This is a genomic window from Ectobacillus panaciterrae DSM 19096, assembly GCF_000430785.1.
In the GTDB taxonomy this organism is placed as follows: domain Bacteria; phylum Bacillota; class Bacilli; order Bacillales; family Bacillaceae_G; genus Ectobacillus; species Ectobacillus panaciterrae.
In genome coordinates this window covers 34,259-55,055 of sequence record NZ_AUMR01000018.1, presented here as the reverse complement: position 1 = coordinate 55,055, position 20,797 = coordinate 34,259, and the positions used below count along the sequence as shown (strand labels likewise).

General features: G+C 41.2%; 23 protein-coding genes. 5 read left to right on the top strand and 18 right to left on the bottom strand.

Going from position 1 to position 20,797, the window contains the following annotated elements:
• Positions 1 to 8: 8 nt before the first annotated feature.
• The 9 genes from H540_RS0106895 to H540_RS0106855 form a co-directional block, all read right to left on the bottom strand.
• The gene (locus H540_RS0106895; protein ID WP_028400008.1) at positions 9 to 1,676 is read right to left on the bottom strand and encodes a peptide ABC transporter substrate-binding protein; all 1,668 of its coding nucleotides are present in this window, start codon (positions 1,674 to 1,676) and stop codon (positions 9 to 11) included.
• Between the two features lie 392 nt (positions 1,677 to 2,068).
• The gene (locus H540_RS33005) at positions 2,069 to 2,278 is read right to left on the bottom strand and encodes an ABC transporter substrate-binding protein (RefSeq protein WP_155890970.1); all 210 of its coding nucleotides are present in this window, start codon (positions 2,276 to 2,278) and stop codon (positions 2,069 to 2,071) included.
• 421 nt (positions 2,279 to 2,699) lie between these two features.
• The gene (locus H540_RS29115; RefSeq protein ID WP_051317012.1) at positions 2,700 to 3,509 is read right to left on the bottom strand and encodes a DUF2628 domain-containing protein; all 810 of its coding nucleotides are present in this window, start codon (positions 3,507 to 3,509) and stop codon (positions 2,700 to 2,702) included.
• 67 nt (positions 3,510 to 3,576) lie between these two features.
• Positions 3,577 to 4,041 (bottom strand): methylated-DNA--[protein]-cysteine S-methyltransferase, encoded by a 465-nt coding sequence (locus H540_RS0106880; RefSeq protein ID WP_028400006.1) that lies wholly within the window; start codon positions 4,039 to 4,041, stop codon positions 3,577 to 3,579.
• A 160-nt stretch (positions 4,042 to 4,201) separates the two neighbouring features.
• Positions 4,202 to 4,780: an HD domain-containing protein gene (locus H540_RS0106875; protein ID WP_034670492.1), complete on the bottom strand. Its 579-nt coding sequence runs from the start codon at positions 4,778 to 4,780 to the stop codon at positions 4,202 to 4,204.
• Positions 4,781 to 4,832: 52 nt separating this feature from the next.
• Positions 4,833 to 5,489, bottom strand: coding sequence for an oxidoreductase (locus H540_RS0106870; protein WP_028400004.1), 657 nt, complete (start codon positions 5,487 to 5,489; stop codon positions 4,833 to 4,835).
• A gap of 152 nt (positions 5,490 to 5,641) precedes the next feature.
• Positions 5,642 to 5,788 (bottom strand): hypothetical protein, encoded by a 147-nt coding sequence (locus H540_RS34010; RefSeq protein ID WP_169729571.1) that lies wholly within the window; start codon positions 5,786 to 5,788, stop codon positions 5,642 to 5,644.
• A gap of 88 nt (positions 5,789 to 5,876) precedes the next feature.
• Positions 5,877 to 6,731, bottom strand: a complete 855-nt coding sequence (locus H540_RS0106860; RefSeq protein ID WP_028400003.1) for a TIGR03943 family putative permease subunit — start codon at positions 6,729 to 6,731, stop codon at positions 5,877 to 5,879.
• 16 nt (positions 6,732 to 6,747) lie between these two features.
• On the bottom strand, positions 6,748 to 7,728 hold the full coding sequence (locus H540_RS0106855; protein WP_028400002.1) for a permease: 981 nt from the start codon (positions 7,726 to 7,728) through the stop codon (positions 6,748 to 6,750).
• A gap of 151 nt (positions 7,729 to 7,879) precedes the next feature.
• Here H540_RS0106855 and H540_RS0106850 point away from each other — a divergent pair, with 151 nt between their 5' ends.
• Both H540_RS0106850 and H540_RS0106845 read left to right on the top strand, forming a co-directional pair.
• On the top strand, positions 7,880 to 9,052 hold the full coding sequence (locus tag H540_RS0106850; protein WP_028400001.1) for an FAD/NAD(P)-binding protein: 1,173 nt from the start codon (positions 7,880 to 7,882) through the stop codon (positions 9,050 to 9,052).
• A 113-nt stretch (positions 9,053 to 9,165) separates the two neighbouring features.
• Entirely contained in the window at positions 9,166 to 10,347 is a 1,182-nt protein-coding gene (locus tag H540_RS0106845) for a GTP-binding protein (protein WP_028400000.1), read from the top strand.
• Positions 10,348 to 11,013: 666 nt separating this feature from the next.
• Here the strand turns inward: H540_RS0106845 and H540_RS0106835 are convergent.
• The 8 genes from H540_RS0106835 to H540_RS0106800 form a co-directional block, all read right to left on the bottom strand.
• Positions 11,014 to 11,961: a CobW family GTP-binding protein gene (locus tag H540_RS0106835; RefSeq protein ID WP_034670502.1), complete on the bottom strand. Its 948-nt coding sequence runs from the start codon at positions 11,959 to 11,961 to the stop codon at positions 11,014 to 11,016.
• 312 nt (positions 11,962 to 12,273) lie between these two features.
• The gene (rpsN, locus tag H540_RS0106830) at positions 12,274 to 12,543 is read right to left on the bottom strand and encodes a 30S ribosomal protein S14 (protein WP_028399997.1); all 270 of its coding nucleotides are present in this window, start codon (positions 12,541 to 12,543) and stop codon (positions 12,274 to 12,276) included.
• A 136-nt stretch (positions 12,544 to 12,679) separates the two neighbouring features.
• Positions 12,680 to 12,850, bottom strand: coding sequence for a CobW C-terminal domain-containing protein (locus tag H540_RS0106825; RefSeq protein WP_162144527.1), 171 nt, complete (start codon positions 12,848 to 12,850; stop codon positions 12,680 to 12,682).
• Positions 12,851 to 12,980: 130 nt separating this feature from the next.
• Positions 12,981 to 13,424, bottom strand: a complete 444-nt coding sequence (locus tag H540_RS0106820; protein ID WP_028399995.1) for a DUF3939 domain-containing protein — start codon at positions 13,422 to 13,424, stop codon at positions 12,981 to 12,983.
• A 104-nt stretch (positions 13,425 to 13,528) separates the two neighbouring features.
• Positions 13,529 to 13,978, bottom strand: a complete 450-nt coding sequence (locus H540_RS0106815) for a Dps family protein (protein ID WP_028399994.1) — start codon at positions 13,976 to 13,978, stop codon at positions 13,529 to 13,531.
• A 183-nt stretch (positions 13,979 to 14,161) separates the two neighbouring features.
• Positions 14,162 to 16,012 carry a PTS fructose transporter subunit IIABC gene (locus H540_RS0106810; RefSeq protein WP_028399993.1) on the bottom strand — a complete coding sequence of 617 codons (1,851 nt, stop codon included), beginning with the start codon at positions 16,010 to 16,012 and terminating at the stop codon, positions 14,162 to 14,164.
• Positions 16,013 to 16,027: 15 nt separating this feature from the next.
• On the bottom strand, positions 16,028 to 16,939 hold the full coding sequence (gene pfkB, locus H540_RS0106805; RefSeq protein WP_028399992.1) for a 1-phosphofructokinase: 912 nt from the start codon (positions 16,937 to 16,939) through the stop codon (positions 16,028 to 16,030).
• Positions 16,936 to 17,688: a DeoR/GlpR family DNA-binding transcription regulator gene (locus tag H540_RS0106800; RefSeq protein WP_028399991.1), complete on the bottom strand. Its 753-nt coding sequence runs from the start codon at positions 17,686 to 17,688 to the stop codon at positions 16,936 to 16,938. The genes pfkB and H540_RS0106800 overlap by 4 nt, the downstream gene beginning before the upstream one ends.
• 187 nt (positions 17,689 to 17,875) lie before the next feature.
• Here H540_RS0106800 and H540_RS0106795 point away from each other — a divergent pair, with 187 nt between their 5' ends.
• Positions 17,876 to 18,910 (top strand): YkvI family membrane protein, encoded by a 1,035-nt coding sequence (locus tag H540_RS0106795; RefSeq protein ID WP_028399990.1) that lies wholly within the window; start codon positions 17,876 to 17,878, stop codon positions 18,908 to 18,910.
• Between the two features lie 16 nt (positions 18,911 to 18,926).
• Here the strand turns inward: H540_RS0106795 and H540_RS0106790 are convergent, their stop codons facing one another.
• The gene (locus tag H540_RS0106790) at positions 18,927 to 19,313 is read right to left on the bottom strand and encodes a DUF3979 family protein (protein WP_028399989.1); all 387 of its coding nucleotides are present in this window, start codon (positions 19,311 to 19,313) and stop codon (positions 18,927 to 18,929) included.
• Positions 19,314 to 19,585: 272 nt separating this feature from the next.
• Here H540_RS0106790 and H540_RS0106785 point away from each other — a divergent pair, with 272 nt between their 5' ends.
• Positions 19,586 to 20,167 carry an SCO family protein gene (locus H540_RS0106785; protein WP_028399988.1) on the top strand — a complete coding sequence of 194 codons (582 nt, stop codon included), beginning with the start codon at positions 19,586 to 19,588 and terminating at the stop codon, positions 20,165 to 20,167.
• An 11-nt stretch (positions 20,168 to 20,178) separates the two neighbouring features.
• The gene (locus tag H540_RS0106780) at positions 20,179 to 20,673 is read left to right on the top strand and encodes a PCYCGC motif-containing (lipo)protein (RefSeq protein ID WP_028399987.1); all 495 of its coding nucleotides are present in this window, start codon (positions 20,179 to 20,181) and stop codon (positions 20,671 to 20,673) included.
• The last annotated feature ends 124 nt before the right edge of the window (positions 20,674 to 20,797 follow it).

The following is a 20,797-nucleotide window of genomic DNA, read 5'->3' as shown; positions in this document are numbered from 1 at the left end:
CTATTGCATTACTTCTTCGTAATATAAGCCCACTTATAACTGTAATCGCCGCCGAAGTTATGGTCTATTACATTTTTAACAGTCGGCTTTTGCAAGTAAGCGAAGCTGCGTTGGTAAATAGGAGAAATTGCTGCATCATCAAATAGGATTTTCTCTGCATCCTGCATTGCTTTCCAGCGTTTCGCTTCATCTGTTAACAGCTCGCCTTTCGCTTTCGTTACTAACTCATCATATTTCTTGTTGGAGTAAGCCATTTCGTTGAACGCGCTGCCTGAAGTGAACATGTCGATGAACGTCATTGGATCTGGATAATCCGGACCCCACCCTGAGAAGGAGAACGCATAATCTAGTTTTTTCTCAAGATCGAGCTTTTGCTTGAACGGCTGCTGCTTGATATTAACTGTTAAGCCAGGGAGATTCTTTTCTAATTCGGATTTAATGAATTCCCCAACTTTTTTGTTAGTGTCATCATCATAGTTTAATAGCTCAAGTGTCAGTTTATCTTGACCAAGCTCTTTCTTTGCTTCTTCCCAAAGCTTTTTCGCTTTTGCCGCATTATCTTTTCCGTCACGGAAGTTGCCGTTTCCTGTACGGAAATCCTTGCCGTCCGGTCCTTTCACGAAGCTCTTCGGCACTAGGAAGAAACCAGGCTCAGAACCGTTGTTCAGGATTACATTTGCAATTCCCTTTTTATCATAAGCAAGATCAATTGCTTCCCGAACCTTTTTGTTTTGGAAAACAGGGTTCTTTTGGTTATATCGAATAAAATACAAACGGGAATCTAAGCGCGTTTTAAAGTCGGCGTTATTTCTGTATTTATCTACCAATTCTGCAGACAAGAATACGCGGTCAACTTGTCCGCTTTCATATAAGTTAACAGCAGTAGAAGTTTCTTTTACTACAGATGTATTGATTTCTTCCAATTTTACAGTATCTTTATCCCAGTAGTTCGGGTTTTTCTTCAGTTGCCAGCCTTGTTCATGCTTCCAGTCGCTCATTACGAACGGACCGTTATATAGCGTTGTATTCGCTTCCAGCGCGTACTTGTCTCCTTGCGCCTTCATGAACTTCTCATTTTGCGGGAAGTATGTCGGGAACGTGGTAAGCTCCAAGAAATACGGGACCGGATGATCCAGTTCAACCACAAGTGTTTTGTCATCCTTTGCCGTTACGCCAAGCTGATCGAGCGGAAGCTCCTTTTTATTGATTTTTTCGGCATTTTTCACATCAAACAAGATGAATGCGTATTCGGATGCTGTTGCCGGGTCTACCGCACGGCGCCAAGCGAATACGAAATCTTGCGCTTTTACAGCCTCTCCATTTGACCATTTCGCATCGCGAAGGTGGAACGTATATGTCTTTTTGTCAGAGCTGACGTCTACGCTCTTAGCCATCCCTGGAGTCGGCTTATTGTCTTTATCAAGACGGTACAAACCTTCCATGGAGTTTACGAAAACTTTAAACGATACATTGTCCGTTGACTTGGAAGTGTCCATAGATGGAATTTCCGCTGTTTCCGTAACATTCAATACTTGCTTGTCAGCCATTTGCCCAGAACCAGCCTTGTCATCCTTATTTTTTTCTGTTGTGGATGCTTTGTCACTGCTTCCGCATGCTGTTAAAAACATGCTTGTTGATAGAATTGCTGCTGTTAAAACCGTTACTTTTTTCTTCATGCCCTATGATGCCCCCTCCGATTGATTATGTACGGTAGAAGTGTTTTAAATTTTCAGATAATAAAAATACTTAAATCCGGCGGACAACTTCTACTCAATTTGTATTATACATAATATTTCGATAATTTTAAATGTTATTTTTCTAAATTTTTAAAACTTTTAAAATTTTATTTTAAAATAAAACCGTGCACCTTCACTGTACGATTTATCTATATAAGCAAATTATAATTTCAACATTTCCATGTGCTATGTGCAACCAAAAGGGAATATTGTATGCCTCTCCTCTCTGGTTTGTCCTTGCATGAACCACTGCAAAGATTTGACCGCTTCTGCACGTCTTTTAATCTCTCCCCACTATCAAAAGACAGTTTTTTATTCACTTGTATATATACTCACTTGTAGCTGTAGTTGCCGTCAAATGTATGCTTATACACATTTTTCACATATGGTTGTTTTTGAGTATTTTTAATGTCAAACATAATGTATGTATATTCGACTCCGAAATTCAGATCTACAGCGCGCTTCCATGCATATCCGAAACCCTTCGCCGTCATTGGTTCACCGTTTGACCACTTTGCATCCTGCAAATGGAGCGTATATATTTTTAACCACCCTCACTTCATAGGAGAATGCAGTTCCCAGAATCGTTTCATCATTTATTTCTTCCTTGCTAGTAATCCCGCGTTTCACACAACAGCATTACTATACAAATATTATGAATAAACATAAAATGATTATATAATGAACTTTAATTTTTTTATAAAAATACAATATAGATATTTTAATATTATAGTTATATAAGTCCAATTTGTTATTCCGACATATCTATCGTTTGCCACGCAGAACAAAAGGGAAACTGTGCTCGCTCCCTCTCTATGATTTACCCCTGTGTGGGCCACGAAAAGGGTTTGACCGCTTCTACGCTTAGTCGGATGCTCTCTCCCCCCTAAAAGAAAAGTTTTTATGTCGATTTTTTTAGTTGCATTTATATAAATAAAAAAGAGTTATTCTCAGAATAACTCTTTACATAGCTTGCTTTTCATTTTCATTCTCTAATCCATCTTTAATTTCAAAAGGATTTTCCACCTGAAATATATCATCCATGAACTGCATAAGTCGTGCTTCGTCTTGTATATTCCCATTAATTTCAAGTGTATAAGGATCGATTGCATGCAAATGGTAATCTACTAAAAACTCAATGACTACTTTATCATGCTTCCGATCCTTTGTATAACCATGAAATACAACCAATTCTAATCCGTCCGACGCACGTTCATACTCCCAATGCTGCTGCTGAAAAAAATCGTCAAATGACTCTCCAATTGTATAAAGGGGATATTTATACAAAGAGCCGTGACGTACAGACTGAATAATATCTGTGCTGGTGGGAAAGAGAAAGCGACTTAAAAAAGCGGCGCTGATAGCAGCTGCAATCATGAACGAGCAGCCGATTTTGCTTGCACCTCCCTTTTTTCGCCGGGCCAGAGGTTCCTTAGGATCAAACCCGCTCTTCGCCTGTAAGCGAATATGCCTATCATAAAGGGTATTGGCAAAAAAGCCGAAAAACAGCATACCTAAAAAAAACATGAAAAAGGTCGCTTTCTTTATATTAATAAAAGGCAGTGCATCATTCCATCCCGCATAATAAGCTGCGCCATCTGTCAGCAACAGAAGCAGTAAAAACAAAAAAGCAGGCATGTAATGCTTTCGATACCCAAACCATGCTACGTGAAACAATGCTGCCCAGCCGTTCCAGCTCAGTTTTGTTCTATAAGCGTCTTCTCTTTCATCTGCAAATGTCTGCCGTTCCTTTTCCCCTTTACCGCGATTCATGCAAATCACCTCGATTCTCTCTTTCCCGGCTTCAAGAGAGTTTTCTACTTCTTTGTTTTCGAGATGATTAACGTTTTTCCTTTATTTTGATTCCTTCATGTCTCAATAACCATTCTTTTCGCCAAAGTCCGCCTTCATAGCCTACCAGTGTTCCGTTTTTTCCAATAATGCGATGACACGGCACAATGATGGATATTGGATTGCGGCTGTTTGCACCTCCGATCGCCCGTACCGATTGCGGATTCCCGACTTCATTTGCCATATCCAAATAAGAAGCAGTTTTCCCAAATGGCACGGTCGTCAGCGCCTTCCATACTTTCTGTTGAAAACTCGTTCCCTTCGCTGCCAGAGGAACAGTGAATTCTGTTCGTTTGTTATGGAAATACTCATCCAGCTCCTGTACGCATTGCTCGACTAGCTGGTGAGGCACAGCTTCTCCTAGTTCATCCACAAACATAACAGACGTAATGCCAGTCTCTTCGCCCGTTACTTCAATCCATCCCAATTCACTTTTATAGTAAGCGCGATACATCCTATCACTCCATTTTTCGTTTGCTTTCATTTTACCACACGGCCATTTCATTCATATTTTGAAAAGAGATGTGTATTCCTCATTTTCTTTCGACAATATCTATTATGGGAACCTGTACTGCTCCTAACATAGAAAAACCGGGAAGGTGCCTTCCCGGTTTTTAACATTTGCTTTTTATATTTCCTTTTCCAAATAAGTCTTCTACTTCTTGCTTTAACAGAACATACAAAGGAAACCCCGGAATGCGTTTTCCCAACTCCGTAACAAGCGAGCAATAATACCACTTTTGCTTGTCTTTTCCTCGGTTAAAGCGGTTCCATACTGCTTCGCCGCATACTTCAAATTCTTTGACAGTAGAACGAATATTATGTAATTTGTCAGCACATGTAATCATACAGCCTTCAGCGGAAATATGCTGCAGCTTATCAATCGTGTACTGCTTTCGCTCTTCCCAGCTTTTTTCCTTATCATGCTCAGAGCATTCTTCGACAAGCCGCGCAACAGTCTCTCCAAACTCTCTCTTTACATCTTCGTATGACAGTGAAGTATCCTCCACCGTATCATGAAGAAGTCCTGCTACAACAACGTCCTGCGTGCATCCAGATTTCGCTAAAAGCATTGCTACTGTATACGGATGTGTAATATAAGGTGTTCCATTTCCCTTTCGCTGTTGCGCCTTATGCGCAACAGTTGCCACTTCCACCGCTTTGCTCCACACATCTACTGTATTCCTGTCCATTCTCTCACCTCTTCTCCTTTACAGAAAAACCAACAAAGCAGATTTGTTGGTTTTACATATTTGCCATTTCACGGGATTCATATATATGTATACCTGTTTTGTCCAAAAGAGCTGTCTCATACATTGCCTTTGCCACCTGTTTCACTTCAATAGGCTTATACTTTTCTAAAACACCCTTATATAAAAACGGCAAAACGCCTGAAATCTTTTCTGCCATTTTCTCGCCAAATCGGAACTCCTCACGGTCGCCGAGCAGAAGAGAAGGTCTGAAAATATGAATTCCCTGTATTGAGAGCTGCTTCAATTCAGCTTCCACTTTTCCTTTTACCTGTGAATAGAAAAATAATGATTTCGAATCTGCTCCCATGGAGGAAATGACAAGAAAATTGCGGACTTTGTGTTGTTCTGCTAATTTTGCAGCACGCATCGTATACTCATAGTCCACTTTCATAAAATTTTCTTTCGTTTTTGCTTTTTTAATTGTCGTCCCTAGACAGCTGTACACATCATCTGCTGCAAAGAGAGCTTCATATTGCTCCAGTATATGAAAATCAACTATTTTTTGCTGTAGTTTCTCATCTTCCCATTCCATTTCTCTTCTTACAAGGATGGTCACAGATGTATAATGCGGGGAATCCAGCAGCTGCTGTACAAGCTCCTGTCCGACCAGACCGCTTGCTCCCAATACTAATGCAGTTCGTTTTTTCATAATGATACCTCTTCATTATATACGTATTCACTTCAAGTATAATAGAAGAAAACAGCAATAGGCAACTTCTTTTCAAATATAAGGAAAAACTTCATTCGCTGCTTATGCATACTATAAATAAAAGCTCTTGCTATGCAAGAGCTTCTTTTTAATTACTCAAATGAAGGTGCCTCTTCTAAAGGGGTAACAGCACTGGCATCGCCCAAGTTACGAATCAATTCTCGTAAAAAAGCAATAACAAAACTAAGCGGAAAAACCACTGCACATATAATCATAATAGCTTCGAATAAGTAATCCATATGTTCTCCCCCCTATAACTCCTCTGTTCACTATATGAAGGAAGAAAACATTTATATGCCAAAACCTTATACAGTAGCACCGATATTTTCAAAACTTTTGGTACACATATTGTGTTTTAGGAGCGGCCACTTTTTCTATTTTCTGCAGCTGCACAATGGGCAGCAATGTATCAATATAAGTTGTCTTTCCCAATGTACCCGTTACTTGAATCCATTCTCCTTCTTGGAGTGAAGACGTATTCAGACCAACTGCCAACATGCCAAGCACAGATGCGTCTGCTACACAACACGTAATCCCATATCGTGCAATAACAATCTTGTCTTTGCCAAGGTCTTCCTCCCGATGCACAAATCCCGTGAAGCTGATCTGTTTTCCTGCAAACCCTTCTACGTCTTGTCCAATTACATCCATAGCGGAAATATAGTTATCATCATTTACCTCTATACTGCTAGACCCTAGCAATTTCCGTTCTAAATTTTCATAATAGCCTTTCGGGGGCTGCTGAATAGTTTGAGGAGGCTGTTCCTCTGTATCGGATAAGAGTCCCGCTACGCTTTTATCAGGTGCGGCAGCTTGTTGCACACCAGTAAGCGTAACCCCTCGCTTTGCTGCTACTTTCCCATCAATTGCTGCACCAGAGAATAAAAAGGCGCTGACAATCGGCAGTAAAAATAGAGCATATAAACTGATAGATCCAATCGTCGTTTTCGGTAATGAATGGTTGCCGCATTCACAATGATACTGTTTCATTTCGCCGCTCCGCAGTATTTGCATGCTCCCAAGAAGCAGAGAAACGAATAATGTAAAGCCGATAAATTTCAGCATCTTCGGCGCGATGAAATTTTCGATATCTCCTGTAATCAGAAGTTTGAACAGAAGCATGCCGAACCCGAGCATAATAATGCCCCTTATATACATATGGAAGCTTTCGCGATCTCTCATTTTGCTTCCCTCCTCATCACATTGCAATTTGAACAACGGCGTAAACTACCATGATTACTATGAAAATAAAACTCAACACAAATCGTTTCTTGAAATAAGCCAATAACATCAATGTATTTTTAAAATCGAGCATTGGTCCAAACACGAGAAATGCGAGTATAGACCTGGCAGGAAATGCATGATTGAAAGAGGCGGCAATGAAAGCATCCGCTTCCGAACAAAGGGAAAGCACATAACCGAACGCCATCATCACGAGCGGCGACAAAGCAGTATTGGAAGCAAGATGTGTCAAAGTTTCGCGATCGAAAAAAGTTTGGAACAAGCTTGCTGCAAAAGCCCCTATTAACAAGTACTTTCCTGTGTCAAAAAACTCGTCTGCCGCATGATACATCGTTCGTTTAAAACGCCCTCCATGCAGGTGCTCCGCTTGATCTTGTACTTCGTGCTCACGCAGCACTTGTTGATTTTTAAATAATACATACATCACAATACCGATTAGTACGGCAACTAAAAATGCCAATCCCATTCGATAATAAGCGATATGAGGAGTTGTCCGAAACGCAAAATAAGTAGAAGCAAATACAACCGGGTTTAAAATCGGTGCACTCACTAAAATGACTATACCTACGTGAAGCGGCATTCCTTTTTGCATTAGACGGCGCACAACCGGGATAATCACACATTCACACATCGGAAATATAACCCCTACTAAGGCAGCAGGAACGATAGCCAGAACAGGAGATTTCGGAATCAGCTTTTTAATCGTATGCTCTGATATAAAAGTTTGAATGCATGCCGATACAAAGACACCCATGAGAACGAATGGGATTGCCTCAAAAAAAATGCTTAAAAACATGACAGTAACATTACGCCAATCTGACGGAACCGCATCTTTTAACGAAGCTAGATTCGTAAAGTCTACAGCAAAAAATAAAAATAGAAACATTGCAATTAAGAGCCAGCCTATTACATCCCGTGATATACGAGAAAGAAGCACAATGATCCCCCCATAACTCTTGAATAGTAAAAATATATGCTTGTCCCCTTCTCATATACCTTTCTTTTTTACTTGTATCTTACAAACATACACATTAAAATGATATATCATGTTAAAATCGTAATAATTTCGTTTTAAAAGGAGAATGTATATGTACGAATGGATTATCGTTGGCGGCGGTATACAAGGTGCGACTGTCGCAGCATTTTTATTGAAATGCAACAAAGCTTCCGCTGATACTTTACGAATTATTGATCCGCATGACCAGCCGCTTGCAAATTGGAAGCGCGTTACAGATTATATAGAAATGCCTTACTTGCGCTCTCCTTCTGTCCATCATATTGATGTGCATCATATGAGCTTACAAAAGTATGTAAATCAACGAAACGATATCCCCTGGAACCATGCGTTTTACGGCCGGTATAAACGTCCGTCACTGAGTGTATTCAACGAGCATTGTGAACAAGTCATAGAAGAAACGCAAATATATAAAACTTGGGTGCAAGGCAGAGTAACCAATATAAGACGCGAAAGTAATGCATGGCTTGTTTCAACACCTGAACAATCTTTAAAAGCGAAGCGGGTTGTACTTGCCTTTGGTGTTACGGAGCAGCCATTGTACCCAGATTGGGCAAAGTCTATGAAGGAGCAAGTTCCGGATTCTCTATTCTACATTTTCGATTTATCTTTCACCGCACAATCAAATTTACGATTACCCGTTACCATTGTCGGCGCCGGCATTACGGCAGCGCATTTAGCTGTGAAGCTAACGGCACAATTTCCCGGTCAAGTTACTATGATTAAGCGGCATCCGTTTCGTGTTCACGATTTTGACAGCGCCCCTGGCTGGCTCGGCCCTAAGTATATGCATTCTTTTCTGAAAATACAGGATTATAAGGAACGCCGCTCGCTTATTAAGAATGCTCGCCATAAAGGTTCTATGCCGTCTGAGCTTCATTCCAAGCTGCTTCATTTGGAGCGGCGCGGTGCTTTACACATTATAAACGATGAGATTGAAGGAGCATCGCGTGAAAATGAAAAGATCTGTTTACATTTGAAAGAGAGCGGCGCGCATGCTGCATCTACAGTCATACTCGCAACAGGATTCCAGCCTGCTTTGCCGGGAAAAGAATTGCTGCAGCCTCTTATTGAGCAAGAACAGCTTCTATGTGCCGAATGCGGATATCCGATTGTATCCCCTTCTCTTGAATGGACAAAAGATTTATATGTAGCTGGCGGTCTTGCTGAGCTTGAAATCGGTCCGTCTGCACGAAACATATCCGGTGCCCGCAGCGCTGCCGAGCGAATTGTTAATAGTTTATAACTTTTAAATCGTAATAATTACTAAATATTGCGCGTATAAAAGTTTAGTAGTATACTGTACAAGTACTTTTAAATCGTAATGATTTTGTTTTATTAATTAGGGGGACTTAAACTATGAAAATACCTGTTACGGTGTTAAGCGGCTATCTCGGCGCCGGAAAAACAACATTGCTCAATCATATTCTGGCAAACCGCGAGGGTCTAAAAGTTGCCGTGATCGTAAACGATATGAGTGAAGTGAATGTGGATGCAGCGCTTGTAAAACAAGGCGGTTTCTCCCGAACAGAGGAAAAGCTTGTAGAAATGCAAAACGGTTGCATTTGCTGTACGCTCCGCGAAGATTTGATGGTTGAAGTAGAGCGCTTGGTTGATGCCGGCGATATTGACTATATCGTCATTGAATCATCAGGTATCAGCGAGCCTATACCTGTTGCCCAAACCTTTACTTACATTGATGAAGAAGTCGGGATTGATTTATCTAGGAAGTGCCGCCTGGATACAATGGCAACGGTAGTGGATGCAAATCGTTTCTGGGATGATTATGCATCTGGGGAAAGCCTGCTGGATCGCCAGCAAGGCACAGGAGAAGACGACACGCGTGAAGTAATTGATTTATTAATCGATCAAATTGAATTTGCGAACGTCATCGTGCTTAATAAGATTGATTTACTGAATGAAGAGGACGCTGCTGAACTGGAAAACCTGCTTCGCAAACTGAATCCGGAAGCAAACATTATCTGTACTGCATTTTCTCAAATAGACTTGAAAGAAATCTTAAATACTCATTTGTTTGACTTTGATCAAGCGAGTCAAGCAGCCGGCTGGATAAAAGAACTGAACGAAGAGCATACACCTGAAACAGAGGAGTACGGCATTTCTTCTTTTGTATATCGGAAAAAGCTGCCGTTTCACCCTGCCCGCCTCATGAATTGGTTAGAAAATTGGCCGATAGATGTCGTTCGCGCAAAAGGTTTTTTCTGGCTTTCATCACGTAATGATATGACAGGCCTTCTCTCCCAAGCAGGCTCTTCCATTACGATTCAAGGTGCTGGCGAGTGGGTTGCTGCTTATTCGGTAGAAGAGCAACAGCAAACGCTGGCCGAAGATCCGGACATTTTAAAACGCTGGGATACTGTATATGGCGATCGCATGACAGAGCTTGTGTTCATCGGAATTGACATGAATCAAGCGGAAATTGAAACATCTCTGGATGCTTGTTTGTTAACCGAAGAAGAAATGCAGCTGGATTGGTCTGTATTTGAAGATCCTCTTCCTGCATTTACTTACGAAAGTTAAGGAAATAGAACGTTTCACAAACCGAAATGATTCTGATATAATTCCGTATGGATGAACTTACTGCGAAGGGACGAGAACAAAAATAAAAACAGTTTCCGCTTTACTTTCTGCCAGGCTAGCGGTCTCCGTTTTCTTTGCAGGCTGCGAGTACGGATACTGTCCCGAAGAAAAGGGACGCAAACGATACGTTGCAAGTATGTACTACCATCTTTCCATTAAAAGACTATTTCAAGCTCATGCAAGAAAATATCGACGCTTTAAAACTGCCACAAATTCATGAAAAACAGTCCTCCGCGGAAGTGGAGGACTGTTTTTCATTATCGCATAAACCTTCCCAAACAGGTTACATTAAACCTATATTTAGCAAAGGAGGACTTATCATGGCAAAAGGGAAAAAGAAAAAAGCGCATCAGCATGCAGCAAATCATCAGTCAATTGATACACCTTCACCTATGACAAAGAAAGAGCAGCGCGGTGTACAAGATTCCAAACAATAGAAAAAGACGGGGCATCCCGTCTTTTTCTTTATACTTCTTGTTTTTCAACTGTCCAGCCAAATGGATCCTTCATCTGACTCCAATCCCTTTCCATTTCATCCTCTGTAAGTAGACATGCATCCAGAGAATCTGTAATTAGCAATAATAAAAAGCCTGTATCACACAGGCTCTATTCTCTCACACATTCAAGAAAATGCGTTTCAAACCACTCTTTATTTAAATTTTTTCCAATCATGACAATTTCGCTCACACGCTTTTCCCCTTCTTTCCACTCCCGATCGTAAGAAGCTGCAAATAACGTGTGAACACCTTGAAACACAACGCGCTTGTCTATTCCTTCTACGTATAAAATTCCTTTGTAGCGATATAAATGCTCTCCCAGTTCTTGAACGACAGCCGTCATCCACTCATTGATTTTCATCATATCAAGCGGTCTTTCTTCACGCAGTACAAATGATTTTACGCCTTCTAAATGGTTATCTGTATGCGTCCGGATATTCAGTTTTTCTTGTAATTGGAACGTATGAATGTGAAGCAGCTTTTCAATTTCAACCTCGCAATTTGCAGTTGGAACGATTTCCGCAGTCGGATTTATGCTTTGCAGCAGTTCAGTGATGTGTTTCTGCTGTTCTCCTGAAACAAGATCTATTTTATTAAGCAGAACCGTATCAGCAAATGCGATTTGCTCCTGCGCCTCCAAACCTTTTGTCAGATGCTTTTCAATATGATAAGCGTCGACTACCGTTACCACTCCGTTTATTTCATAAGCGCTTTGAATAATCGGGTCTAAGAAGAAGGTTTGAATAATGGGACCTGGGTTAGCGAGACCGGTTGTTTCAATGACAAGTCCCTCAAATTCTGCTTTCCCCTCTTTTTTTGCTTGCAGCAAATTCTTTAATGCGACAAGTAAATCTTCACGCACTGTACAACAAAGACAGCCGTTCGTCATTTCCATGATTTCTTCTTCTACATTTACAATCAATTGGTTATCAATTCCGACCTTGCCGATTTCATTTACGATAACAGCCAGCTTTTGATTATGCTGCTCTGACAAAATACGGTTCAGCAGCGTTGTTTTTCCTGAGCCAAGAAAACCGGTTAAAATCGTAACCGGAATTTTTTTATGCGAACGCAAGATGAATTCATCTCCTCTATGTATACTTGTCTTCCTATTATAACAGAATTGTATAATACGTAGAGATAAGCAATGTATTACCTTTTATCATGTTTTATATGCTATGATAAAAACGAAATATTACGATTTACATAATTGAAAGAGGTTATCATAAATTGCAGCTTCCAGAAGCGGCGCCCTCAATCATGCAGATGCTAAACTGATAGTGTCTTATGATGCGTATGCTTCGCTTTCTTACGTAAAAGAAAATGAAGGAGCCTAAGCGCTTGCTTAGGCTCTTCTTCTATGTGATGCTTACCAGCTGGATTTTTTAACTCCGGGAATTTGTCCTTTATGGGCTAATTCCCGAAACTTAATTCTGCTCATACCGAACTTGCGCAAATATCCGCGCGGGCGGCCTGTTACACGGCAGCGATTGTGAAGACGCGTAGGAGAAGCATTGCGCGGCAGCTTACCTAATGCCTCGTAATCTCCTTTTTCTTTCAGTTCAGCTCGTTTCGCTGCATATCGCTCGACGATTTCTTGCCGTTTCAATTCGCGGGCTACCATTGATTTTTTTGCCATTGGACTCTCCTTTCTAAACAATTATGATTTATAAAACGTAATAATTACGTTTTATAAATCATAATTTTACTCGCATCTGCATCCTGTGTCAACACTTATAGAAATCAGCTTGCGCAAAGCAATTCTCGAGCTGCTTTTAAAACCATTTCGGGTTTAAGTTGCGTCCGATTACAACCATTTCGCTTGTTCTGTTTTCATTATCCTTCCATTCGCGGTCGGCCTGCCCTGCAAACAGCATATGTATACCTTGGAACACCACGCGGCAGCTTGTTTCCGCTACTGAGCGAATGCCTTTATAGCGGGGCAAATCTTGTCCCATTTAAAATAAGAAAAGAATTGTTTCTATGAGCAATCCTTCATTTTCGAAGTAAAGCTACACAAATTTGCATATTCCCATGAAAAAACAGCAATGTATTGCTGTTTTTTTATCCAATAATTTACTTTCTCTTATCCGGCTTGCTCGTTACTAAATAATGTTTTTCAGATATATACAAATCATATTCAAGTTCACGTTTCAAGTAGGGACGGAGTTTCATTGCGCAAATTTTTTTCTCTTCAGCCCCTTCTACTGTAGGAAATGTTTCTTTCTCCATTACATATTGATCGACCGCACGCTGCGCCGCATCTATTTCTTTCACAAGCTCCAAGTTGTCATCTATATTCGCAAACACTTCTAATGTCTCTTTCGTAATCAAATATGTATTTGTAGGCAAAGCAGGCAAATACGGTTTTAGCATTTTGTAGTTAACAGTATAATCTTCATTTACAAGCACAGTATAAGCAACATTTGTATTCTGCTCTAAAAATTTTGCCATTGCCAGCTCAAGCTCTTCCTTTGTAATGTCTCTCTCTTCTTTTCCTTCTTTAAAAAAGCGGAACATAATTTCCCCCCTTTCTATTTCCATTATACCATAAAAAACTTTCAATTCTGAAAAATGTTGAGAAAGAAAAAACTCGCCAAGTTTTACTTGACGAGCGCTTTCTATTATTTCAAAAAGGCACTTAACATCCAAACATGCTTTTCAAGCGCTGTATGGATTGCTAACAACATATCAGCAGTTGTCTCGTCCTCTGCTTCATTCGCAATATCCATTCCTTCTTTCAGCTCTGAAATCAGTGCTGAGAAATCATTTACAAGCGTACGAACCATCTCTTCTGCTGATTCATTGCTTGTACTTTCTTGAATCGTAGAAGTTTCTAAGTATTCCTTCATTGTCGCAAGCGGCTGTCCTTTCAGCGCCAAAATGCGCTCAGCCAGTTCATCAACATATGTTGCAGCCTCATTGTACAACTCTTCAAATTTTACATGCAGTGTGAAGAATTGCGGTCCTTTTACATACCAATGAAAATTGTGCAGCTTTACAAATAATACGTTCCAGTTTGCTACTTGTTTATTTAGCACGTTCACTACATTTGTATCTACTCTATTATCCATTCTTCATCCACACCCTTCATTGTTTATAATAATTATTATTTAATTATTACACTTACATTATAACATCATTTTGAGAAAACTCAAGGAATACAACTATACTGTAACCAAATTTTAACAACTTTAATATTTCCCTTAACACAAGAAATTAATAAAAAAAGCGGTCAAAAACTTGACCGCTTTTCCTTATTCCTTCTCAATAGGTTTCTTCCAAACTCCGACTATAACTGCTGTTACAATAGAACCGATTAAAATTGCGAGAATATATAGAAGCGGCTTGTTCACAAGCGGGATGACGAACATTCCTCCGTGAGGTGCTGGCAACGTAATGCCAAAAGCCATTGTAATTGCTCCCGCCACTGCAGATCCCGCAACGCAGCTTATAATCACGCGGAGCGGATCCGCCGCTGCAAATGGAATCGCGCCTTCTGTAATAAAGGATGCACCCATGAAATAGTTTGTAATACCGGATTTCCGTTCTGCATCTGTAAACTTTGCTTTAAAGAAGGTTGTGGCTAAAGCGATTCCAAGCGGAGGCACCATGCCTCCTGCCATAACTGCAGCATGCGGGCCGAAGTTATGCGCTTCAATCGCCGCCAAACCGAATGTGAAGGCTGCTTTGTTGATTGGGCCGCCCATGTCCACTGCCATCATGCCGCCTAAAATGATACCTAATAAAATAGCATTTGCACCGCTAAGTCCATTCAGCCAATTTGTCAGTCCTTTGTTAAGAGCTACAACCGGGTCATTCACAACAAGAATCATAATAAGACCAGTAAACAATATACCGAACAGAGGATATAATAGTACAGGCTTGATTCCTTCAAGCTGCTCAGGTAAAACCGCGAATCCTTTTTTCAATAATACAACGATATAACCTGCCAAAAACCCTGCAATCAAACCGCCAAGAAATCCTGCGCCGGCTTGAGCGGCCAAATACCCCCCGACCATACCCGGCGCAAAGCCCGGACGATCCGCAATACTGCTTGCGATAAAGCCTGCCAGCACAGGAACGATGAAGAAGAATGCGCCTTTTCCCCCCCCGATTGCCATTAATGTTGAAGCGATTGGCCCTTTTGCTTCAATACCTCCGAAGAAAAATGCCAACGCAATTAAAATACCGCCGCCGACAACGAATGGAAGCATATTGGATACGCCATTCATCAAGTGCTTATAAAATCCGGTGCGCTTTTCTTTCGTTTCTCCTTTAGCAGCCTCTCCCGTCCCCTGATAGACAGGAGCATCTTGCTTCACTGCACGGTCAATCAGCTCTTCTGTTTTACGAATCCCAGCTGCAACAGGAACTTGAATGACATGTTTTCCTTTAAAGCGATTCATTTCCACTTGCTTATCTGCCGCTACAATAATTGCGACTGCATCACGAATCTCTTCCGGTGTCAGTTCATTTTTCACCCCGGTGGAGCCGTTTGTTTCTACTTTTATATCTACGCCCATTTCCTTCGCTTTTGCTTTTAAAGCGTCTGCAGCCATATACGTATGAGCAATCCCTGTCGGACAAGCTGTAACAGCTAATACCTTTCCTTTCGTACTTACAGGAGCGGGTTCTTCCTCTTTTGTTACTTCCTGCTCCTTTTCATCTATGAGCTGCAGTACTTCCTCTTCTGTTTGCGCTTTCATTAGCTTAGAACGGAATTCCGTATCCATGAGCAAGGTAGACAAGCGCGATAATGTCTCTAAGTGAGCGTTATTAGCGCCTTCACTAGCAGCAATCATAAAGAATAAATGAGCAGGCTGACCGTCTAACGACTCATAGTTTACGCCTGATTCTGATTTGGCAAAGCAAATGGAAGGCGTTTTTACAGCTGCTGTTTTTGCATGAGGGATTGCGATTCCTTCCCCGATGCCTGTCGTACTTTGTGCTTCACGAGCCAAAATGGCTTCTTTAAATTGTTCCTTATTATGCAGACGTCCTGCAGCTGCCAGTTTTTCTGCTAGCTCCTCGATCGCTTCAGGTTTGGATGAAGCTTGTAATTGAATAATAATTGTATCTCTTTTAAGCAATTCCGTAATTTTCATAGTTAACCCTCTCTTCTATAAGGATTGCACTTCTACTTGAGGTAACAATTCTTCTATTTTTTCTTTTGCAGCTAAATCCGAAGAAAATGCTGTAGCGCTTCCGGTTGCAACTCCGAACCGAAATGCTTCTATTACATTCTCTGTTTGTGTATATGTTCCGAGAAAACCTGCTACAAGCGAATCTCCCGCCCCTACAGAATTAATAACTTCTCCTTTTGGAACGTTGGCAAAATATGCATGTTCTTTTGTAAGCAAAAGCGCACCATCGCCTGCCATGGAAACGATAACGTGCTGAGCGCCCATTTCCGCGAGCTTTTTCCCGTACAGTACAGCGTCCTCTATGCTGCGAATTTCTGTATCAAACAGTTCTCCGAGCTCATGATGATTCGGCTTTATAAAAAACGGCTCGTGTTTTACAACATTAAGCAGTGCCTTTCCGCTCGCATCTACCGCTGCTTTAACGCCGCGTTTCCTGCACTCCTTTATTAGCTGTTCATACAACGAAGCGGGTAAAGATGAAGGAATACTGCCTGCGAGTACAAGGATATCGCCTTCATGTAAGGTACGAATTTTTCCTATTAAAATCTCCAGCTGCTCCTTCGAAATAGCCGGACCGTTTCCATTGATCTCAGTTTCTTTTCCGGTTTTTAATTTAATATTGATACGGGAATCTCCGTCGACTTCTATAAAATCTGTTTCGACCTGCTCTTTTTCTAACTCCTTTTGAATAAAGCTGCCGGTAAATCCTCCGACAAATCCAAGCGCCTTTGCAGGAACACCGATTCTCTTTAAAATCCGGGATACGTTAATCCCTTTTCCCCCGGGATATTTCGCTTCTTTTTCTATGCGATTCAGTTCATTCAGTACAAAGTCATTTACTTCAACTATATAGTCCACTGACGGATTTAACGTTACAGTGTATATCATGCTGTCACGACCTTTATCTTTGTTTTGTTGGCATAGGAAGCTCTTTCACTTTCTTCTATATTAGCTGTAATAATAGAAGCCGCTCCCAGCTCTTCAATTTTCGCGAATGAGACCTCTGAAAATTTGCTGCCATCCGCTAAAACATAGGATGTATTAGATAATTGCAAAGCAGTCTTTTTCAGCAATGCTTCTTCAGGATCCGGAGTAGTATATCCATAAGTTGCGTGTATGCCGTTTGCCCCGAGAAAGCAAAGATCAAAACGGTAGCGAAGCAATCCTTCTAAGGCAGCGCTGCCAATGAGTGCCCGCGTATTGCTCTTCATCATGCCGCCAAGCAAGTAGGCACGAATATTAGCTTGAAATAACGCTTCAATATGCATAAGTCCGTTCGTTACGACCGTTATGTCTTTCCCTTGCAAATATGGAATCATTTCATACGTCGTACTTCCCGCATCTAAGTAAATACAGTCGCCATCCTCTACAAGAGATGCTGCATATTGACCGATTATATTTTTTTCATGAAGGTTTTTGGAGGATTTTTCATTCATGCTTAGTTCTGTGCCTTTTGATTGCAGCGATGAGGCCCCTCCGTGAACCCGTTTCAAATGATTTTCGTCTTCAAGTTGTATCAAATCTCTTCGAATGGTAGATTCCGATGATCCTGTTGCGTCCATTAACTCTTGTAATTTTACGATTCCTTTTCTTTTCACCAAATCCAAAATAATTTGGTGACGTTCAGGTGTTAACAAGTCGCCACCCCCTTCTTGATTCCATCATAGCGAAAACCCTTTCAAAAATCAACCAAAAACATTCGATTTCATTCTAAAAAATTCAAAAACATTCATAAACCCTTATTATTTGGTATGCCCTTTCCCCTGTGCGTCTATTTGTCCATGCTTGGTCATATGTATATAACAGGTGAGAGGGGAGGATTCAATGGACGAACAACAATGGAAAATTGCAAAAAAAGTCGCGGCTACTTATATTGGGACAGTTGTGGGCGCGGGCTTTGCGACAGGCCGAGAAATTGTTGAATTTTTCACTGTGCACGGAACGTATGGCACAATCGGCATTTTCGCAAGCGGCTTGCTATTTGTGTGGCTCGGTACAAAAATGATGCTTCTTGCAGCCCGTATTCAAGCGTATTCGGCGCAAGAGTTTAATAAATATTTGTTCGGTGATTTTTTCGGAAATATCATAAATGTGATTCTTCTTCTTGTGCTGCTTGGCGTGACGAGCGTAATGCTCTCGGGAGCCGGAGCGGTATTTGAAGAGCAGCTTCGTCTGCCGCGGCAATTCGGCATTCTGCTTACAATCATTGCCTGCATTTTAATTTTAACGCGCGGCTTGCAAGGGGTATTCGAAGTCAACTCGCTCGTTGTGCCGATTATGATGATTTTTATTGTGGGAATGTACAGTACAACACTATTTAAAACATGGCCGCTTGTCCTCGATTCCATTCCTACAGAAAGTTGGAATACGAGGTGGATTACGAGTCCGATTACATATGTAGCCATGAATCTCGCGATGGCACAAAGCGTTCTTGTTCCCCTTTCTTATGAGGTAAAGGATGAAAAGGTAATTAAATGGGGCGGCATTTTGGGAGGATTAGGGCTGTTTCTCATCTTAATATGCAGTCAGCTTGCCATTTTAACAGTTGATCAGTTTTATCAATACAATATTCCGATGGCTGAAGTTGTACGGCGGTTTAATTCAACCTTTCATTTTTTCTTTATACTCGTTATTTTTGGAGAAGTATTCACAACATTAATCGGCAATGTGTATGGCATGAACAAGCAGCTCCAGTCTATGACGGGCTGGCGCCACAACGGCTTCATATACGGCATTCTTTTAGTCGGATACTGCGTAAGCTATGTCGGATACGGTCAGCTTCTTCATATGCTGTATCCGCTCATCGGCTGGATCAGCCTCGTTTTGCTGCCGCTCATTGCATTAAAAAAGCATCCGTAATGAACGGATGCTTTTTTCAATCACAGTCTTCGCAAACTTCCCAATACATGCTCAAATCCACTGCAAAAAACGGTTTGAGCTGGACTTTCACCATGCGGCTTGGCATACGCTCGAGTACAAACTGCAAACTCTCTTCATCCTCGTCCTTCGTCACTGCCACTTTTCCTACAGCGATATTCTGTACAGTCACGATGGGACGGCCGCCCTTATGCCAAACAAGCTTCAATTCATTTTCTTCATTATAACTTAGGGATATAGAGCTTTTAGCGGAATCTTCCGACTCGGATGCCGATTCACAAATCGCATACTTTCCATCCTCTTCAATCAGTAAGTAGCGAAAATAATTGCGCTGATCCTGTTTCGGGCTTGCCTTGAAAAAGGTTTGCAAGGTGTCATGAATCATATTATCCTCTCCTTTTCAAGTGGTTAACATATATTTGATAATAAAGACAATCCTATTGTAACATACTTGCTGTTCGCTATAACAATATGAGGGACTGAACGAAAAGCGGATACCGTAATAAGAGAAAAGCTGCCGCCTGGAAACAGACGGCTCTTAACGCTATAAACGCTCTACTTTCAACACGCGCATTGCATATTGTCTGAATTATATATGAAATTCCTATTAAACTTTGTTACAATACTTTTGTAAACGGAAACATGAGAGGAGAATCTATGAAACAATTTCGTACGCTAACACTTCTTATTACTATCCTAATACTCGCGCTTGCGGCAGGCTGCACAAAGCAGCTGAAAGATCCGTTGAACTGGGATATCGAATCCTTTACCTTTACAGATCAAAATCATAAAGCATTCGGCACAAAGAATTTACAAAATAAAGTGTGGGTTGCAGACTTCATTTTCACAAGCTGTACAACTGTATGCCCTCCCATGACAGCCAATATGGCAAGACTGCAAAATATGCTGACAAAAGAAGGAATCACCGATGTTGAATTTGTTTCCTTCAGCGTCGATCCAACCGTGGATACGCCTGAAAAGCTAAAAGAATTTATCGGCAAATACGATATGAACGCAACGAAATGGCACTTCTTGACGGGTTACAGCCAAGAGAAAATCAGCAGCTTCGCGCAAAAAAACTTCAAAACATTGGTCAATAAACCGGCAAGTACTGACCAAGTAGTGCACGGAACGTCTCTATATGTAATCGATAAAAGCGGGCATGTCGTAAAAAGCTATTCTGCTGTTCAAAACACACCGTACGAAGAAATCATAAAAGACATTAAAACGATTCGCTAGGAGGCTTATAAATGAAGAGGCAGGCATTTGCAGTTGTTATGATCATAGGACTGACCTTAGCAGGATGCTCACAAAAAGAGGAAGCAAAACCGAAGGAACATACTAGCGAAGAGCACATGCATGTATCGGGAGATATCGCGGAAAAAACAGCCGATTTACACACACTCCCTAAGTTTCTTTCTTCCCAGCCCGAGCAAGTTCAGCAAATTTATACAATAGCCGGGCAAAACTACGAGCTGCTGGCGTCTATTCCTTGCTATTGCGGCTGCGGGGAAAGCGCCGGACATACAAGCAACAAGAGCTGTTTTATCCGCGAGGTAAAAGAGAACGGTGAAGTAATTTGGGACTCTCACGCAACAACATGCGTGAACTGTATGGAGATTGCGCTGGAATCCGCTTCAATGAAGCAAAACGGCTCTTCTGCTTTGGAAATCAGAAACTATATTGATAACAAGTACAAAGAAGGATACGGGAAACCTACCCCTACCCCGATGCCCGCTTCATAGTCTGTATAACAATAAAGGAGTCTTCGAGAGAGGCTCCTTTTGACATATATAATCTTACTTTATCTCTATTTTGCATACGTATGATGCATCCCCTTCCGTCGGGCTGTAAAGGAATACACATAAA